Below are 15,777 nucleotides of genomic sequence, written 5' to 3' on the forward strand. Positions count from 1 at the left end.
TAATGCGCAATGTCCCTATCTGTGCACAGATCAGGCTTACTGGTTCAAATATCAAATTAAATTTCGCCCATGTTGGGATTGAGGCAGGAATGAAAACCCGGAATTACTTGCTCTACGATGTGTTTACGACCGAGCGATTGGCCGGCAATCCCTTGGCCGTCGTGCTGGACAGCAAGGGATTGGACACGGCGGCGATGCAGGCCATCGCGCGTGAGTTCAATCTGTCGGAATCGGTTTTCGTGCTGCCGCCGGACAATCCCAAGCACAAAAACCGCATTCGAATCTTCACCCCCGACTATGAAATGCCGTTCGCCGGCCATCCGACGGTCGGCGCCGCGATCGCGCTGGCCGAACTGGCGCAAGAGGGCGGCGCCGGCATCTTCGTGCTGGAGGAAAACATCGGCCCGGTGCGGTGTGCCGTCAGCAAGCATGACGGCAACACTTTTGCCGAGTTCGACCTGGCGAAGCTGCCGGAGCCGCTGAAGCTCGATGCCGATCCGGAGGCGATCGGTGCCGCGCTTGGGCTGACGCCGCATGAGATCGGCTTCGAGAATCACCGCGTCGCGTTCTGGTCGGCGGGCGTGCCCTACGTCACCATCCCGGTTGCCAATCTTGAGGCGGCGGGCCGCATCCGGCTGGACAACCAGGCCTGGTCGGAACTGGCGCCGCGCAAGAGCGAGTGGGCCTTCGCCAGTCCCTATGTCTACTGCCGCGAAACGGTGAACCACGAAAGCGCCTTCCATGTGCGCATGATCGTGCCCGGCACGCCTTCCTATGAGGATCCGGCAACCGGCTCGGCGGCAGCGGCCTTTGCCGGCGCCATCATGCATTTCGACGCGCCGACCGACGGCATTTCGCAGTTGTGGATCGAGCAGGGGCTGGAGATGGGCCGGCCTTCGCGCATCCGCCTCGAACTGACCGTGCAAGGCGGAAAACTGGCCTCGGCGCGCATTGGCGGCAACGCGATCAAGGTGGCGGAGGGCAAGCTTTTCGTGTGATCGCGCTACGGTCGTCATCCTAGGGCGGAGCAAGGAGCGAAGCGACGCGGCGCAGACCCTGGGATCCATGCCGCGACCGTCGGGCTGAATACCGACGGTGCAGATTGAGCGCACCTCGTCTACTGTTTTCAGCTCGCTAGCAGGCACATGTTTTCTGCACCGTTGCGTTCTTCGGTTGGCGTCCCGGCATGGATCCCAGGGTCTTCGCGACGGAGCTTTGCTCCTGCTTCGCCCAGGGATGACGAACCCCAGGAGCGATTTGTCGGGAAATGATTCCGGCAGGGCTGGACAGGACCGATGGTGGCGGCTATATGCCCGCCAACGCCGGTTTTTGCCGGCCGAGTGGGTGCGTAGCTCAGTTGGTAGAGCAGCTGACTCTTAATCAGCGGGTCCACAGTTCAATCCTGTGCGCACCCACCAAATTCCTAGAAGAGTTGGTGGAAAGACCCTGAAAGCGAGACGCGTTTGGCGCGTCTCGGGCAGGCTGTCTGACTGTGATTCTTTAACCGCGCTATCCGGATCTCGTGGCGATTCAGCCGCGTTGGAAAATGCGGCTCAGAAACCGGCCGAATCGAAAAGCATGGCTCTTTTCCCCGGCTGCAGCATCGCTGGCGCCAATTCCGTCTTTTCCCCCGGAGAAATCGCTGATGAGCCACCAGAAGAAGACCAGGAAGACAACGAAAATGCCGGTGTCGATCGGGCCATGACTTGAATAGCTGCTGTGACGGAACACAACAGCGACCGCCCCGGCGATAAACACCGCAGCCGCGGCAGGATGAAATTTCTTCATCTGCAAAATCTATTTGAGAATCGCCGTTACGGGAAGATGCGTCCTTTGTCGTGACAACGGCATCTTTGTCGGCCCGATACGGGGAATGAATAACTACTTCTCCGAAACGCCAGCCTCGGCAAAGCTCGCCATCCTTGCATGGCACTCCAGCGCCGAGCGGACGATGTTGACGGCCAGGCAGGCGCCGGAGCCTTCGCCGAGCCGCATGCCGAGATCGAGCAGCGGCGGCAGGCCGAGGGCTTCGAGCAGGCCACGGTGGCCCGATTCCGCCGAGACATGGGCTGCTATGGTGTGCGCGAGGGCGGTCGGGTGCAGCTTTGCCAGCGGGGCCGCGGCGGCGGTGCAGACGAAGCCGTCGAGCAGTACGGGTATGCCGAGATGCCGGGCGGCCAGCGTCGCCCCGAAGATGGCGGCGAGTTCGCGGCCTCCGAGTGCCGCGGCAATACCCAGCGGATCGGTGAGCGCTGCGGCGTGGCGCTTCAGCCCGGCTTCGATGGCGACCACCTTGCGCTTGAGGCCGGCATCGTCGACACCGGTGCCGCGCCCGGTCCATTTTTCCGCGCCGCCGCCGAACAGGGCTGCTGAGATGGCAGCCGCCGGCGTCGTGTTGCCGATGCCCATTTCGCCGAAGCAGATCAGGTCGAGATCCTTCGTCACGGCATCATAGCCGGCCGAGACCGCCTCCAGAAAGGCCTTCTCGTCCATTGCCGGCCCTTGTGTGAAATCGCCTGTCGGATGGTCGAGATCGAGCGGAATGACGTCGAGTTCGGCGCCGGCCATGCGGGCAAGCTGGTTGATGGCGGCACCGCCGCCGGCGAAATTCGCCACCATCTGCACGGTGACCTCGGAAGGATAGGCCGACACGCCTTGCGCGGTGACGCCATGGTTGCCGGCGAAGACGAAGACTTTTACGCGGTCGAGTTTTGGCATGTCGCGGCCCTGCCAGCGCGCCAGCCAGGCGGCGATCGTCTCCAGCCGGCCAAGGCTGCCTTGCGGCTTGGTCAGCGTGTCCTGGCGGCGGGCGACCGCATTGGCCGCGGCATCGCTGCCGGCCGGCAGGTCGAGGCAGGCGGCGCGCAATTCACTAAGGGATTTGAAGGGCATGGGGGCAAAGTCTCCGAAAAGGAATCAGGCCAAGAGAATCAGGCCAAAGGATCAGGAAAGCGCTACGGAAGCGACGAGCAGCACCGCGATCTCGCTTGCCTGCTGCAAGGCTCCGATCGTGTCGCCGGTCTGGCCATCGATCTGGTTGAGGCAAAGGGCGCGGAAAGCGGCAAACAGCAGGCCAAGCAGGATCAGCGCGAAGATGGCTCCGCCCAGTCCAAGCAGGAGCAGCGGGATCGCGCCGAGCACGGCGCCGGCGATGGCGGTTTCCTGCGAGACGGTGCCGGCATCGGCCGAGAGGCCATCGACCCGCGCTGAAGGCAAGAGATGCATGAAGGCGCCAAGCAGGCCGCGCGAGGCCGCGTGTGCGGCTATGAGGGCGAAGAGGGCCTGAGTGGGATCGACGAACTCCGACAGCGCGCTCCAGCGGATCAGCAGCGACAGGCCCAGCGCCGCGGCACCATATGTACCGATGCGGCTGTCGCGCATGATCTCGAGTTTGCGGCCGCGCGATTTGCCGCCGCCAAAGCCGTCGGAGACGTCGGATAGCCCGTCCTCATGCAGGCAGCCGGTGGTGAGCACGGTTGCCACGAGAGCAAGGGCCGCCGCTGGCCCCATGGCCAGGCCAAACCGTTCGGCCGTGGCAAAGACGATGGCGCCGATCAGGCCGACGACAAGTCCGGCAATGGGGGCTGCCCAGATCGCGGCGGCAAGGCTGCGGCCGCGAAAATCGAAGACGGGCAGCGGCAGACGGGTGAAGAAGACCAGGCATAGCGCGATGTCGTCGACAACCTGCCGCGGTGAAAGGGCCAGATTCCTGAACTTCATGCTCTAGCCTCTCGCAATCGCATGGAAAAAGGTGCCGCTGACATGGCCGCGCCGGTAGCCCGAGGCGCCGATCGGATTGCCCTGGCCATCGGCGAGGTCGGCCAGCGGCTCGTCATTGCCGGTAGAGGTCATCTGCGCATAGTGGAATTCGTGGCCACGGATCAGCGCACCTTGTGAGCCCAGCGGGCAGTCGGCGCGCAACCGCGCCTCGCGGTAGCCGAGGTTCATCTTGCGCCTGGCGAAGCTGGTGGAATGGCCGAGCAGGCCGAGCATCGCATGCGTGTCGCCCGATGCGTCCTCCAGCGCTTCGCCCAGCACCATGAAGCCACCGCACTCGCCATGGATGGGCTTTGCCGCGGCGAAGAGGGTCATCCCAGCGCGGAAATTCGCGGCGGCGGCGAGCTTGCCGGCGTGAAGCTCGGGATAGCCGCCCGGCAGCCAGCAGACATCGCAGGTCTCGTCGGGCGCTTCGTCGGCGAGCGGCGAGAACGGGACGATTTCCGCACCCGCCTTGCGCCAGTAGGCGGCGACATGCGGATAGAGGAAGGTGAAGGCGGCATCCTCGGCCAGTGCGATCCGCTGGCCGGGCGGCACCAGTGCGTCGGTGAAGCCGCCAGACGCCGGGGTGAAGGGTGTCGCCAGGGCCATGATCGCATCGAGGTCGAGCGATTTCTCCGCCATGTCGGCCAGCCGGTCGAGATGCGCCATCAGGTCGTCATATTCGCCGGCCTGGACGAGGCCGAGATGGCGTTCGGGCAGGTTCAGAGTGGGATCGCGCAGGATGGCGCCGACGACCGGCAGGCCGATCGCCTCGATGGCGTCGCCCGACAGCCGGCGGTGCCGCTCGCTGCCCAACCGGTTGAGCACTACACCGGCCATGCGTACATCCGGATCGTAGGTGGCAAAACCCTTGGCGACGGCGGCCGCGGTGGTCGACTGGCCGGAAACGTCGAGCACCAGCAGCACCGGCAGGCCGTAGAGCCGCGCCAGGTCGGCCGCCGAACCGGTGCGGCCGGGCGAGGCCGGAATGCCGTCGAACAGGCCCATGGCGCTTTCGAGGATGACGAAATCGGTGTCGTCGGCGGCTTGCGCGGCGAGTGCGTTGAGCAGCGATGGCGGCATCGCCCAGCTGTCGAGATTGACGCCGGACAATCCCGTGGCGGCGGTGTGGAAGCCGGGGTCGATATAGTCGGGGCCGGATTTGGCGCCTCGCACCTTCAGCCCACGCCGGGTGAGCGCGCGTAAAATGCCGATGGTGACGCTGGTCTTGCCGGAGCCGGAGCGCGGCGCGCCGACGATGATGGCGCGGGCCGTCATGCTTGTCCCGCCAGTGCCGCGCGCATGGCAACGATGCCGCCGACGATGATCAGCGCCGGCGAGGCAAGACCGGCGGCCGCGGCTTCCTCGGCAATGGTGGCGAGCGTGGCGACGACGGTTCGTTCCTGCGGCGTGGTCGCCGCGACGATCACTGCCGCCGGTGTCGACGGCGCCAGCCCGCCATCGAGCAGTGCCGCCGCGATCAAAGGCAGGTTGGCCATGCCCATATAGACGACGACAGGCTGGCCGGTGCGGGCGATTGCCGCCCAATCGAGATCGTCATCGGTGCCGGCGGCGTGGCCGGTCGCCAGGATCACTGCCTTGTTGATGCCGCGCATGGTGGCCGGAATGCCGGTCGCGGCCAGAGCGCTGAGGCCCGAGGTCAGGCCTGGCAGCACGCGGAACGGGATGTTTTCATGCGCCAGCGCCAGGGCTTCTTCGCCGCCGCGGCCGAAAATATAGGGATCGCCGCCCTTCAGCCTGACGACGCGGCGGCCGTCGCGTGCCAGCCGCACCAAAAGGGCGGTGATGTCATCCTGTTTCATCGACGGTTTGCCGCCGCGCTTGCCAGCAAAGAAAAGCTCGGCATTTTCGGCAACGGCGACGACATCGGATGAGACTAGCGCGTCGTAGACCAGCGCATCCGCCTCGGCCAAAGCCGCCAGCACTTCAAGCGTCAGGCAACCGGGGTCGCCGGGGCCGGCGCCGGCCAGCCAGACATGGCCAGGCTCCAGCCGGCGCGGCTTGAAGTTCAGCCGGGACAAGGCTTTTTCGAGCGTAGCGTTTTCGCCGGTGTTTTTGTTGCTGCCGCTCACAATCCGTCCCGTCCGCGAAAACGCCGCTGGTAGTGGGCGTCGTACAATGAACTCTCGCCAAAACCTTCGGCTGCCAGCGAGCGGCCGACGAAGATGATCGCCGTGCGCTCCATCGGATCGGCGGCGAGCAGCGCCTCGATGGTCGCCAGCGTACCGGTCAGCACACGCTCGTCCGGCCAGGAGGCGCGGAAGACGACCGCCACCGGGCAATCGCCGCCATAGTGCGGCGTGAGCTCGGCAACGACGCGGTCGATGGCGTGGATGGCTAGATGAATCGCCAGCGTGGCGCCGGTGCGGCCGAAGCCGGCCAGCGTTTCGCCGGGCGGCATTTTTGATGCGCGTCCGGAGATGCGGGTCAGCACCAGGCTTTGCGCGACTTCAGGAATGGTCAGCTCGCGGCGCAATGCGGCGGCGGCAGCGGCGAAGGAGGGGACGCCCGGCGTCAGCGTGTAGGGAATGCCATGCTTTTCCAGCCGGCGGATCTGCTCGGCGACGGCGCTCCACACCGACAGGTCGCCGGAATGCAGGCGGGCGACATCATGGCCCGATTTGTGGGCCGCGACATACTCGGCCTCGATCTCGTCGAGCGACATCGGCGCGGTGTCGACCAGTTTTGTTCCGGGCGCGCAATGCTGCAAAAGCTCGGGCGCGACGATCGAACCGGCATGCAGGCAGACCGGGCAGCTTGCAAGGAGCTTGGCGCCGCGCAGTGTGATGAGGTCGGCGGCACCTGGACCAGCGCCGATGAAATGGACGGTCATGGCGCATCTCCGCTGATGGCGATGGCGCAGGTGACCGGGCCGAGCACCGTGCGCGGGCCAAGCAGTTTGGCGCCTTTGCCGACGACGGCAAGGGCGGATGCCTCGGAAACCGATGGGGTTCCGGCAACATCCTGCGAGAGGTCGGAATGGCTGAGCGTGTCCGACGAGGCGGCCTGAAGCGTGGCGTCATCGACGACGATGACCGGAAGACTCAGCACGCGGCCAGCGGCGGCGATCGCTTCTTCATCCTTCTTGAACTCGGCAGTCGCCAGTGCCGAAAGTGCCGTCATCGTCAGGCCATGAGTCTCCAGCGCGGTTTCGATCGCGGCAAGCACGTCTTCGACGCTCACGCCTTTTCGGCTGCCGATGCCCGCGACCATCATGGCTTGACCCAGCTCCATTGGGTCACTGGCATGGCCGGCCGCCAGGCCTGCATCGCGCCGACCGGCGATGCGCGAGAGATGGCGATGCGGGTGAGATCGCCGCCGAGCTTGGTATGCTGGGCGAGGAGCAAGGCTTCCATCTCCAGCGTCACCGCATTGGCCACGAGACGGCCGCCCGGGCGCAGCGCCTTGATGGCAGCATTCAGCACGCCGGCATCGCTGCCGCCGCCGCCGATGAAGATCGCGTCCGGCGTGTCCAGCCTGGCAAGTGCCCTGGGCGCGCTGCCTTCCACCACGACAAGGCCGGGAACGCCGCAGACGGCCGCGTTGCGGCCAATGCGGGCGGCGCGGATCGGATCGGCCTCGATGGCAATGGTGCGCATGGAAGGGTGGGCCAGCATCCATTCGATGCCGATGGAACCGGAACCGGCGCCGATGTCCCACAGCAATTCGCCGCGTTTCGGCGCCAGCGCCGACAGTGTGATGGCGCGGACTTCGCGCTTGGTGATCTGGCCGTCATGGTCGAACAGATGATCGGCAAGGCCTGATGTGAGCGGCAGGACGCGCGCGTCCGGACCGGATTCAACTTCGACCGCCAGAACGTTGAGTGGATTGATGTTTTCGAGATCGAAGGCATCGGCGCGGATCGTGCGGTGGTCCTCGCTTGGCCCACCCAACGCCTCCAGGATCGTCAGCCGCGATGCGCCGAAGTCGAGTTCGGTGAGCAGGCGCGCTATTGCAGCGGGGGCTTCGGCATCCGAGGTCAGTGCCAAAATGCGCGCGCGTGGCTGCAGCAGCGGCCGGATCAGGTCGAGCGGCCGGCCGTGCAGCGAGACGGTCTCGATGTCCTGCAGCGCCCAGCCAAGGCGCGCGGCCGCCAGCGAAACGGCCGACGGTGCGGGGATGACATGCATCTCCTGTTGCTTGACCTTGCGCGCGAGGGTGGCGCCGACGCCGTGGAAGAACGGATCGCCTGAAGCGAGCACGCAGACGCGCCTGTCGGCAAGCGCCAGCACGTCAGCCATCTCGGCATCGAAAGGAACCGGCCAGGCGCGCGCCTCGCCCTTGGCGAAGGAAGCGACCAGCGCCAGGTGCCGCTTGCCGCCGAAGATGATCTCCGCCTCGGCAATCCGCTGCTTGGCCTCGTCGCCGAGACCCGCTAAACCGTCCTCGCCGATGCCGACGATTGTGAGCCATTTTGGGGTGAGCTTGGCACCGCGCGGACCTTCAGCAGGCATGATGACCCACCGTATTCTGATCCTCGGCGGCACCACCGAAGCCCGGCAACTGGCCGGAAAACTGGCGGCGCGCGCCTCGGTCACGCTGTCGCTGGCTGGCCGCACTGAAAGCCCGGTCGCGCAAGGCGTGCCGGTGCGAACGGGGGGCTTTGGCGGTGCCGATGGATTGGCCGATTATTTGCGGAAAGAGCCTATCGATCTGCTGATCGACGCGACGCACCCCTATGCGGCGCAGATCTCCGCCAATGCGGCGCAAGCCGCCCGCGTGGCCGGTGTGCCGATCCTTGCGCTGCGACGCCCCGGCTGGGAGCCTGTCGAAGGCGACCGCTGGACTGAGGTCATTACATCCGGCGATGCCGCGCGAGCGCTTGGACTGGCGCCGCGCCGTGTTTTCCTGGCGCTGGGCCGGCAAGAGGTCGCTGCTTTCGAAGCTGCGCCCCAGCATCATTATCTCGTCCGCAGCGTCGACGCGATCGAGCCCAAGCTTGCCGTGCCGGATGCGAGCTATCTTCTGGCCCGTGGCCCGTTTCGTGAGGCGGAGGAACGCGCGCTGCTCGAAAAGCAACGCATCGATGTCGTCGTGTCCAAGAACAGCGGCGGCGAAGCGACTTATGGCAAGATCGCCGCGGCGCGGGCGCTTGGCCTCGAGGTGGTCATGATCCAACGGCCAGTCTTGCCGGATGTTCCAGCGGCTGAAAGCGTTGAAGCGCTGACCATGATGGTCGATCATTTTGTCCGCCCCGTGGACGAGCGCGGCGTGTAGACCAGCGCCGGCTTCTCCGCGCGCTTGATGATGCGGGTCTCCGGCGAGCCGATGATGATGCAGGTCGCCATGTCGGCCTTCTCTGCCTCGACATCGGCCAGCAGGTAGACCTCGATGCGCTCATCCGGGCGGCCGGCGGCGCGGCCGAAAATCACCGGTGTGGTGCCGGGCAGGATCGCGGTGAGGCACTCGAAGGCGCGGCCGAGCTGCCAGGGGCGCGCCTTGCTGATCGGGTTATAGAGCGCGATGACGAAGCCGGCGCCGGCTGCCGCCAGCAGGCGCAGTTCGATCAGCTCCCATGGCTTCAGATTGTCGGACAGCGAGATGGCGCAGAAATCATGGCCGAGCGGCGCGCCGATGCGGGCGGCGACCGCCAGCATGGCGGTGATGCCGGGCACCACAGCGACATCGACCGCGCGCCATTCGGCCGGGCCGGCCTCGATCGCCTCGCAGACGGCCGCCGCCATGGCGAACACGCCGGGATCGCCACCGGAAACCACCGCGACGTCGTGGCCCTCGGCGGCTTTGATCAGTGCGTCCTTGGAGCGGGCGAGTTCCTCGCGATTGTCGGAAGCGACGCGGGTCTGTTCCGGGCGCAATTCCAGCCGGTCGAGATACGGTTTGTAGCCGTAAAAGAATTTCGCCTCGGCGACGGCGCGGCTGGCTTCCGGAGTGACCTGATCGGCATTGCCGGGCCCAAGGCCGATGACAGTGAGGCGGCCGCTCATGCCTGCGCTCCCACGGCGCCGGGGCGGCCGGACCAGCCGGCGACCAGCACGATGGCGAAATAGGGCGCCTTGTCGTCCGTCTTGTCGGCCAGCTTCATCGACACGCTGCCGGCCATGGTACCGCGCTCGACATAGACGGCGCGCGACAGCTTGGCCGTAGCCTCCAGCGCCCGCCTGATCTTTGGCAGGTTGCGGCCGACCTTCATGATGACGGCGGCATCGGTGTCAGCCAGCCGGCGCGTCAGCTCGAACTCGCTCATCGTGCCGGGCAGCACCGTCAGCACATCGTCGCCCTGGACGATCGGGACACCAGTCTGCGACCAGCAGCCGGACATGGCGGTGACGCCGGGAATAACTTCGGTCGGGAAGCGATGGGCGAGGCGCACATGCAGATGCATGTAGGAGCCGTAGAAAAGCGGGTCGCCCTCGGACAGCACCGCAACCATCCTGCCTGCCTGGAGGTGCTCGGCGACCTTCTCGGCGGACTCCTCGTAGAAAGCCGTGATCTGCGAGCGGTAGTCGTCGTGATCCCTAGCGATTTCGGTGGTGACGGGATAGAGCAGCGGCAATTCCGTCATTTCAGGCCGGAACTGCGCTTCGACGATGGCGCGCGCATTGCTGTTGTTGCCGCGCTTGGCGAAATAGGCCACGACATCGGCTTCCGCCAAGGCCCGCGCGGCTTTCAGGGTCAGCAGTTCGGGGTCGCCGGGACCGGTGCCGACGCCGACGAGACGACCTTTGGGAAGGGCGTTCACAGGCCGGGCCTCGCCAATGAATTGAGCGCGGCGGCGGTCATGGCGCTGCCACCGAGCCGGCCGCGCACGATGGCGTAGGGAACGCCGTAGGAATTCTCGGCCAGTGCGTCCTTCGATTCGGCAGCACCGACGAAGCCGACCGGCATGCCGATGATGGCCGCAGGCTTCGGCGCGCCGTCGCGCAGTTTTTCCAATAGATAGAACAGCGCGGTCGGTGCATTGCCGATGGCAACCACCGAGCCCGCCATGCGCTCGCCCCACAAATCGATCGCGGCGGCCGAGCGGGTGTTGCCGATTTGCCCAGCGATGTCGTGCGTGCGCGGGTCGCGCAAGGTGCAGATCACCTCGTTGCCGGCTGGCAGCCTGGCGCGGGTGACGCCATGCGAGACCATTTCCGCGTCGCAGAAAATCGGCGCGCCCGCCGCCAAAGCGGTGCGGGCAGCGGCAACCAAATCCGTGGAGAACACAAAATGACTTGAAGCCTCGACCTGGCCGCAGGCATGGATCATGCGGATGGCGACATCGGCCTCGGCCTCGGAGAAGCGCGAAAGATCAGCCTCGGCGCGGATAATGGCGAAGGAGCGCTCATAGATCGCCGTGCCGTCATGGATGTAGTCGTAGGCGGCCATGCTCATTTCCGTTTTTCAGTTTGGGCCTGTCGGTAAGCCTCGGCGATACCGGCCGGCCCGAGCCTTGTCAGGCAAGCAGCGGCAGTCTCGCCTTGATATCGTGCGCTGCGGATCATTGCCGCGACGCGGCCGATGCCGCGCGCGGCGTCATAGCCCGGCCTGTAGCCCGCAGGAAGGGCCTTTGCCGTCGCGTTCACGACAAGTCCGGCTCCGTTTTCGCCGCCGACAATCGTCAGCGTCGCCAGGGCGGGGTGGGCGCAGCCTTTGGCACAGCCGGAAATGTGCAGCGTGAAGTCGAGGATGTCGGCGTTTTCAGTGGCAATCGTCTCGGCGATGTCGCGCGTGGCGATGCGGCCGGAGGCACAGGCCGGCGTGCCGGGGCAAGCGGCAATGCGCGTGCGCGGGTCGGTGGGGGCGGTGACGAAGCCGAGGGCGGTGGCGGTGTGTTGGAGGGGTTGGTTGGCTGCCGGTGGCTGGCCAAGGAAGAGCAGGGCACGACTGGGGGCGAGGCGGATTTCGGTTGTGTTGAGGGAGAGGGCGCTTTGGGCGAGCGCGATGATCTTGTCTGCCGGCACGCTGCCGTAGGGGAGGGCAATGCCGAGGGCAATGGCGTCGCCGGCTAAGGGGAAAAGGCCGCTAGGTTTACGCGAGGCGCCCCCCTCTGTCCTGCCGGACATCTCCCCCTCAGGGGGGGAGATCGGCAGCTTAGGCGCCGGCTTTTCCTTACCAACACCGGAGATTGGCGAAACCATCGGTGGCAGCGTAATCTCCCCCCTTGAGGGGGAGATGTCTGGCAGGACAGAGGGGGGCGCCTCGCGCAAACTTGTCGAGCATAGCCAACCCGCCAGAGACACCAACTGCCTCTCAGTCAAATCCCTCGCATGAGCCTCGCGGCCTTTTTCGGCAACCATTCTTAGGGCCGCGACGGTGATGTCGCACGCCGAGCCTTCATCGGCAGTGACAAGTGGCCTCCCATTCCACCCATCACCCGCGACAGACACCCGCCACCGAACTCCTGCATCGACCCGCACTGCAGCAAGCCGCACATCGGCCGTCACCGAATCCATCGTCAACTGCCCGCAGCCGTCCACAACGACCGAAACCTTCGGCCCCAGCCTCGGCGCTAATCCAGCCTCGTCAATCGACGCCCTGATCCGCTCGGCCAGCGGCCGGGGATCGGCAATCTCCTGCGGGTCGATGCCGGCCAGCGGGCCGGTCTCGACCGGCACGCCGGTGCGTACTGCGATATCAAGCGCATCGACCTCCGCCGCCAGCCGCGCCGCGCTGTCCGTGGTCAGCCCACGTATCTGCAGACTGCCGCGCGCGGTGACTTCCATGATGCCATTGCCGTGCCGCAAGGCGGATTCGCAGAGTCCAATCAAAAGCTTCGGCGACAATCCTCCAGAAGATGGGCCTCCAGAAGACGGGCCTCCAGCAACCGGGTTGAGCCGCACCAAAAGCCCGTCGCCGGTCTGCATTGGCACCGACAAAGCCGGGCAGGCGCCGCGGCGCGAGAAGGCGTTCATGCCGCCACCCCAAGCGCCTCGGCCTCGGCAATCAGGGCCGTGAGATCGTCGTCGATGGAGTTGCGCAGGGGATGCCACAGGCCACGCCGGCGCGCCGACAGGAAGCGCTCGGCGATGACTTTGGCGGCGGCGGGGTTCTCGCGCAGGATGAAGGCGCGGACCATGGGATCGCCGAGATAGGCATCGTGCACTGCCTCGATCAGCGTGCCCGAAATGGCGTGCGTGGTTTCGGCGAAGCCGACCAGGCGGTCTACGGTTTCGGCAAATTCGGAGGCGCCACGCGGGCCGTGGCGCATCTGTCCCGATATGAAGCGTGGATTGACGGCGCGGGCGCGCACCACCCGCGATACGGCCTCACTGAGCGAACGCGGCTTGGGCTTTTGCGGGTCCGTGGTGTCGAGCACGATGACGTCGGCATTCCTGCCGAGCGCCGCAAGGGCGGCCGAAAAGCCGCCGATGAAAGCGACGTCGGCGGAGCCTTCGAGGATGTCGCGGCCGGGGTCGTCGCCGGTGTGGACGAGAAGATCGGCCTCGGCGATGCGGGTTTCGAAGACGCCGGGCACCGATACGCCTTCGCCCTTGGCACCGCCATAGGCATGCGAGGTGGCGTCGAGATAGGCGCGGCCGATTTCTTCGCGCGCCGCCCAGTTACCGGAGGACAAGATATCCTCGACGCCGGCGCCATAGGTGCCGGGTGAGGTGCCGAAGATGCGCGGGCTGAGCTTGCCATCGGCACGGGTTTTGGCCGCGAGCGGGTTTTCCGTATCGTCCTCGTCGCGGGCGGCCACCGCGTTGGCGGCGGCATCGATCAGCGCGATCTGGGTCGGGAACATATCGCGGAACAGGCCCGATATGCGCCAGGTGACATCGACGCGTGGCCTTCCAAGAGTGGCCGGCGGCAGCACCTCGATGCCGGTGATGCGGCCGGTCGCCGAATCCCATTGCGGCCGGCAGCCCATCAGCGCCAATCCTTGCGCGATCTCCTCGCCGCCGGTGCGCAGTGAGGCCGAGCCCCACAGGTCGATGACCAGCGAGCGCGGCCAGTCGCCATGCGATTGCATGTAGCCGCGCACCACCTCCTCCGCCGCTGCCTTGCCCAGATCATAGGCGGTCGGCGTCGGCATGGTGCGCGGGTCCGAGGTGAACAGGTTGCGGCCGGTGGGCAGAACGTCCGAGCGACCCCGCGCGGGCGCGCCGGCCGAGCCGGCCTTGACGTGGCGGCCATCGAGCGCGGCGAGAAGCGCCGCTTTCTCGGCGTCAGCGCTTTGTCGCCGCATGGCGTCGGGCTCATCCTCAGGGGCGCGGCCATAGATATGCAGCCCATCCTTGATGGCAAAATCCTTGAGGTCGCAGAGCCAGGCGTCGATGCGGCGCAGCGCTTCGTCCGGAGCGTCGGTCCCGGCGACGCCGGCTTCGGAGGCGAGACCGGTCTTTTGCGCGGTGTCGACGATCAGTTTCGCCAGACGGTCTCGGCGGCGGCGGTCGAGCCCGTCGGCCTGGGCATATTCATCGACCAGCCGCTCGAGCTTGTGTTGATTTTCGTCGAGCCCGGCGCCGGTCAGCGGCGGTGGCAGATGACCAAGGGTGACGGCGGCGATGCGGCGCTTGGCTTGCGCCGCTTCGCCGGGGTTGGAGACGATGAAGGGATAGATGACGGGTAATCCACCGGTGACGATCTCGGGAAAGCAGTCTTCCGACAGCGCAACGGTCTTGCCCGGCAGCCACTCCAGCGTGCCATGCGCGCCGACATGGACAAGCGCGTGGACGCCGAGCGACTTGCGCAGCCACAGGCCGAAGGCGAGCAATGCATGGCGCGGCGGCAGCGTCGGGTCGTGGTAGTCGGCGCGGCGGTCGGCGGAGCGGCCGCGATCCGGGGCGAGGGCGATGGTGATGTTGCCGAAGGTCGCGGCGCGGAAGGGGAAACTTCGGCGCGAGGCGCCCCCCTCTGTCCTGCCGGACATCTCCCCCTCAAGGGGGGAGATTGGCAGTTTTGACGCTCCGCCCTCTCCTGCAACATTGGAGATTGGCGAAACCGGTAATGACAGCGCAATCTCCCCCCTTGAGGGGGAGATGTCCGGCAGGACAGAGGGGGGCGCCTCGCGCAGACCCGTCTCATCTTCCACCTTCCCCCAAGCGGCTTCGATCGCAACAATTGCCGCAGTCGGCAATTCGTTCGAGAAGGCCATGTAATCCTGCAAGGCCAGCCCATGCTCGCCCGTTTCCAACATACCCAGCAGTTCCCGCGGCGTCTCCGGTATCCCCTCAACATCATAGCCCTGTCCCCTCAGGTCATGCAGCATCGCCAGCACGCTGGACGGCACGTCGAGGCCGACGGCATAGCCGGTGCGGCCGGGGGCGCTGGGATAATCCGGCATCAGGATCGCCAGCTTGCGCTCGGCGCGGGCTGTCTCCTGCAGGCGGATGAAGGCCGCGACGCGGTCAGCCACTTGCGCCACGCGATCCGGTTCCGGCCGGTTGGCGAAAGCGCGGTGGCCAAGTGCTGGATCGATCTCGCTCTCGCCCTTGAAGGAAATGGCGCCAGCCAGGATGCGGCCGTCGAGCTCGGGCAGCACGACATGCATGGCAAGGTCGGCGGGCGCCAGGCCGCGCTGGTTGGTCTCCCAGACGTCGCGGCGGGTGGTGGCGACGATGACCTGGAAGACCGGCACGCCGGCGCGGTCGAACAAGGTCTCATTGCCCGGTTCGGCACCGGACGCGAAAGCGGTCGCGGTGATGATGGCGGCGGGTTTCAGTGAGGCGAGTGCTGTTTCCACGAACGCCAGGGATGCCGGGTCCTTGAGGCTGGAGACGAAGATGGGGACTGGGTTGATGCCGCGCTGTCGCAGAGCTTCAAAAAGTGCGTCGATCGGCGCGACATCGGCGGCCAGCAGCATCGAGCGGTAGAACAGGATAGGCACGACCTTTCCCTCCCCCTCGAGGGGAGGGTGGCCCGCAGGGCCGGGTGGGGTCGGTACGACCGGACGCGGCGTCTCTTTAGGCCGGCGCGCTTCGGAGAGGACCCCACCCCCCGGCCGGGGGCCGGCCCCCCCCCCCGGGGGGGGGGGGGGGCCCCCCCCCCCCCGGGGGGGGCCCCCCCAATTAAGCACCCCCACCCGCGCACCCAAACCCCCCAACCCCCCCC

The 15,777-nt window shown here is 66.5% G+C and carries 15 protein-coding genes and 1 tRNA gene; 3 read left to right on the top strand and 13 right to left on the bottom strand.

Annotation, left to right across the window (positions count from 1 at the left end; all coding sequences use genetic code 11):
* The first annotated feature begins 89 nt into the window (after positions 1-89).
* Both AC0L2U_RS01225 and AC0L2U_RS01230 read left to right on the top strand, forming a co-directional pair.
* A complete protein-coding gene (locus AC0L2U_RS01225) occupies positions 90-998 on the top strand; it encodes a PhzF family phenazine biosynthesis protein (RefSeq protein ID WP_128289850.1) in 909 nt (302 codons plus the stop codon).
* A gap of 344 nt (positions 999-1,342) precedes the next feature.
* Positions 1,343-1,418 (top strand) — tRNA-Lys (locus tag AC0L2U_RS01230).
* Between the two features lie 112 nt (positions 1,419-1,530).
* Here the strand turns inward: AC0L2U_RS01230 and AC0L2U_RS01235 are convergent.
* From AC0L2U_RS01235 to cbiE, 8 genes are all read right to left on the bottom strand, one after another.
* Positions 1,531-1,788 (bottom strand): hypothetical protein, encoded by a 258-nt coding sequence (locus AC0L2U_RS01235; RefSeq protein WP_127328952.1) that lies wholly within the window; start codon positions 1,786-1,788, stop codon positions 1,531-1,533.
* Positions 1,789-1,881: 93 nt separating this feature from the next.
* Positions 1,882-2,892 carry a nicotinate-nucleotide--dimethylbenzimidazole phosphoribosyltransferase gene (gene cobT, locus AC0L2U_RS01240; protein WP_128289851.1) on the bottom strand — a complete coding sequence of 337 codons (1,011 nt, stop codon included), beginning with the start codon at positions 2,890-2,892 and terminating at the stop codon, positions 1,882-1,884.
* A gap of 51 nt (positions 2,893-2,943) precedes the next feature.
* Positions 2,944-3,720, bottom strand: coding sequence for an adenosylcobinamide-GDP ribazoletransferase (gene cobS / locus AC0L2U_RS01245; protein ID WP_127399295.1), 777 nt, complete (start codon positions 3,718-3,720; stop codon positions 2,944-2,946).
* A gap of 3 nt (positions 3,721-3,723) precedes the next feature.
* Positions 3,724-5,037, bottom strand: coding sequence for a cobyrinate a,c-diamide synthase (locus AC0L2U_RS01250; RefSeq protein ID WP_128289852.1), 1,314 nt, complete (start codon positions 5,035-5,037; stop codon positions 3,724-3,726).
* Positions 5,034-5,852 (bottom strand): uroporphyrinogen-III C-methyltransferase, encoded by an 819-nt coding sequence (gene cobA / locus AC0L2U_RS01255; protein WP_292338180.1) that lies wholly within the window; start codon positions 5,850-5,852, stop codon positions 5,034-5,036. Before cobA ends, AC0L2U_RS01250 begins: the two co-directional genes overlap by 4 nt.
* Positions 5,849-6,613 (bottom strand): precorrin-4 C(11)-methyltransferase, encoded by a 765-nt coding sequence (gene cobM, locus AC0L2U_RS01260; RefSeq protein WP_128364180.1) that lies wholly within the window; start codon positions 6,611-6,613, stop codon positions 5,849-5,851. Before cobM ends, cobA begins: the two co-directional genes overlap by 4 nt.
* Entirely contained in the window at positions 6,610-6,996 is a 387-nt protein-coding gene (locus AC0L2U_RS01265) for a cobalamin biosynthesis protein (protein ID WP_127399385.1), read from the bottom strand. The genes cobM and AC0L2U_RS01265 overlap by 4 nt, the downstream gene beginning before the upstream one ends.
* A complete protein-coding gene (cbiE, locus tag AC0L2U_RS01270; RefSeq protein WP_292696530.1) occupies positions 6,993-8,234 on the bottom strand; it encodes a precorrin-6y C5,15-methyltransferase (decarboxylating) subunit CbiE in 1,242 nt (413 codons plus the stop codon). The genes AC0L2U_RS01265 and cbiE overlap by 4 nt, the downstream gene beginning before the upstream one ends.
* A 1-nt stretch (position 8,235) precedes the next feature.
* On the opposite strand from cbiE, the gene AC0L2U_RS01275 reads away from it, so the two are divergent.
* A complete protein-coding gene (locus AC0L2U_RS01275) occupies positions 8,236-8,997 on the top strand; it encodes a cobalt-precorrin-6A reductase (protein ID WP_128289857.1) in 762 nt (253 codons plus the stop codon).
* On the opposite strand, the gene AC0L2U_RS01280 is transcribed toward AC0L2U_RS01275, so the two are convergent.
* The 5 genes from AC0L2U_RS01280 to AC0L2U_RS01300 are packed head-to-tail and all read right to left on the bottom strand — an operon-like array spanning position 8,961 to position 15,553.
* Positions 8,961-9,725 (bottom strand): precorrin-3B C(17)-methyltransferase, encoded by a 765-nt coding sequence (locus tag AC0L2U_RS01280; RefSeq protein ID WP_127271898.1) that lies wholly within the window; start codon positions 9,723-9,725, stop codon positions 8,961-8,963. The two genes, AC0L2U_RS01275 and AC0L2U_RS01280, sit on opposite strands and share 37 nt — an antisense overlap.
* Positions 9,722-10,480, bottom strand: a complete 759-nt coding sequence (locus tag AC0L2U_RS01285) for a precorrin-2 C(20)-methyltransferase (RefSeq protein ID WP_127810066.1) — start codon at positions 10,478-10,480, stop codon at positions 9,722-9,724. The genes AC0L2U_RS01280 and AC0L2U_RS01285 overlap by 4 nt, the downstream gene beginning before the upstream one ends.
* Complete coding sequence (locus AC0L2U_RS01290; protein ID WP_128289855.1) at positions 10,477-11,109, bottom strand: precorrin-8X methylmutase; 633 nt, start codon at positions 11,107-11,109, stop codon at positions 10,477-10,479. The genes AC0L2U_RS01285 and AC0L2U_RS01290 overlap by 4 nt, the downstream gene beginning before the upstream one ends.
* A gap of 2 nt (positions 11,110-11,111) precedes the next feature.
* Entirely contained in the window at positions 11,112-12,635 is a 1,524-nt protein-coding gene (cobG, locus tag AC0L2U_RS01295; protein WP_473601305.1) for a precorrin-3B synthase, read from the bottom strand.
* Positions 12,632-15,553, bottom strand: coding sequence for a cobaltochelatase subunit CobN (locus tag AC0L2U_RS01300; RefSeq protein WP_365963225.1), 2,922 nt, complete (start codon positions 15,551-15,553; stop codon positions 12,632-12,634). Before AC0L2U_RS01300 ends, cobG begins: the two co-directional genes overlap by 4 nt.
* Positions 15,554-15,777: the final 224 nt, after the last annotated feature.

This window comes from Mesorhizobium sp. WSM4808, assembly GCF_055811675.1.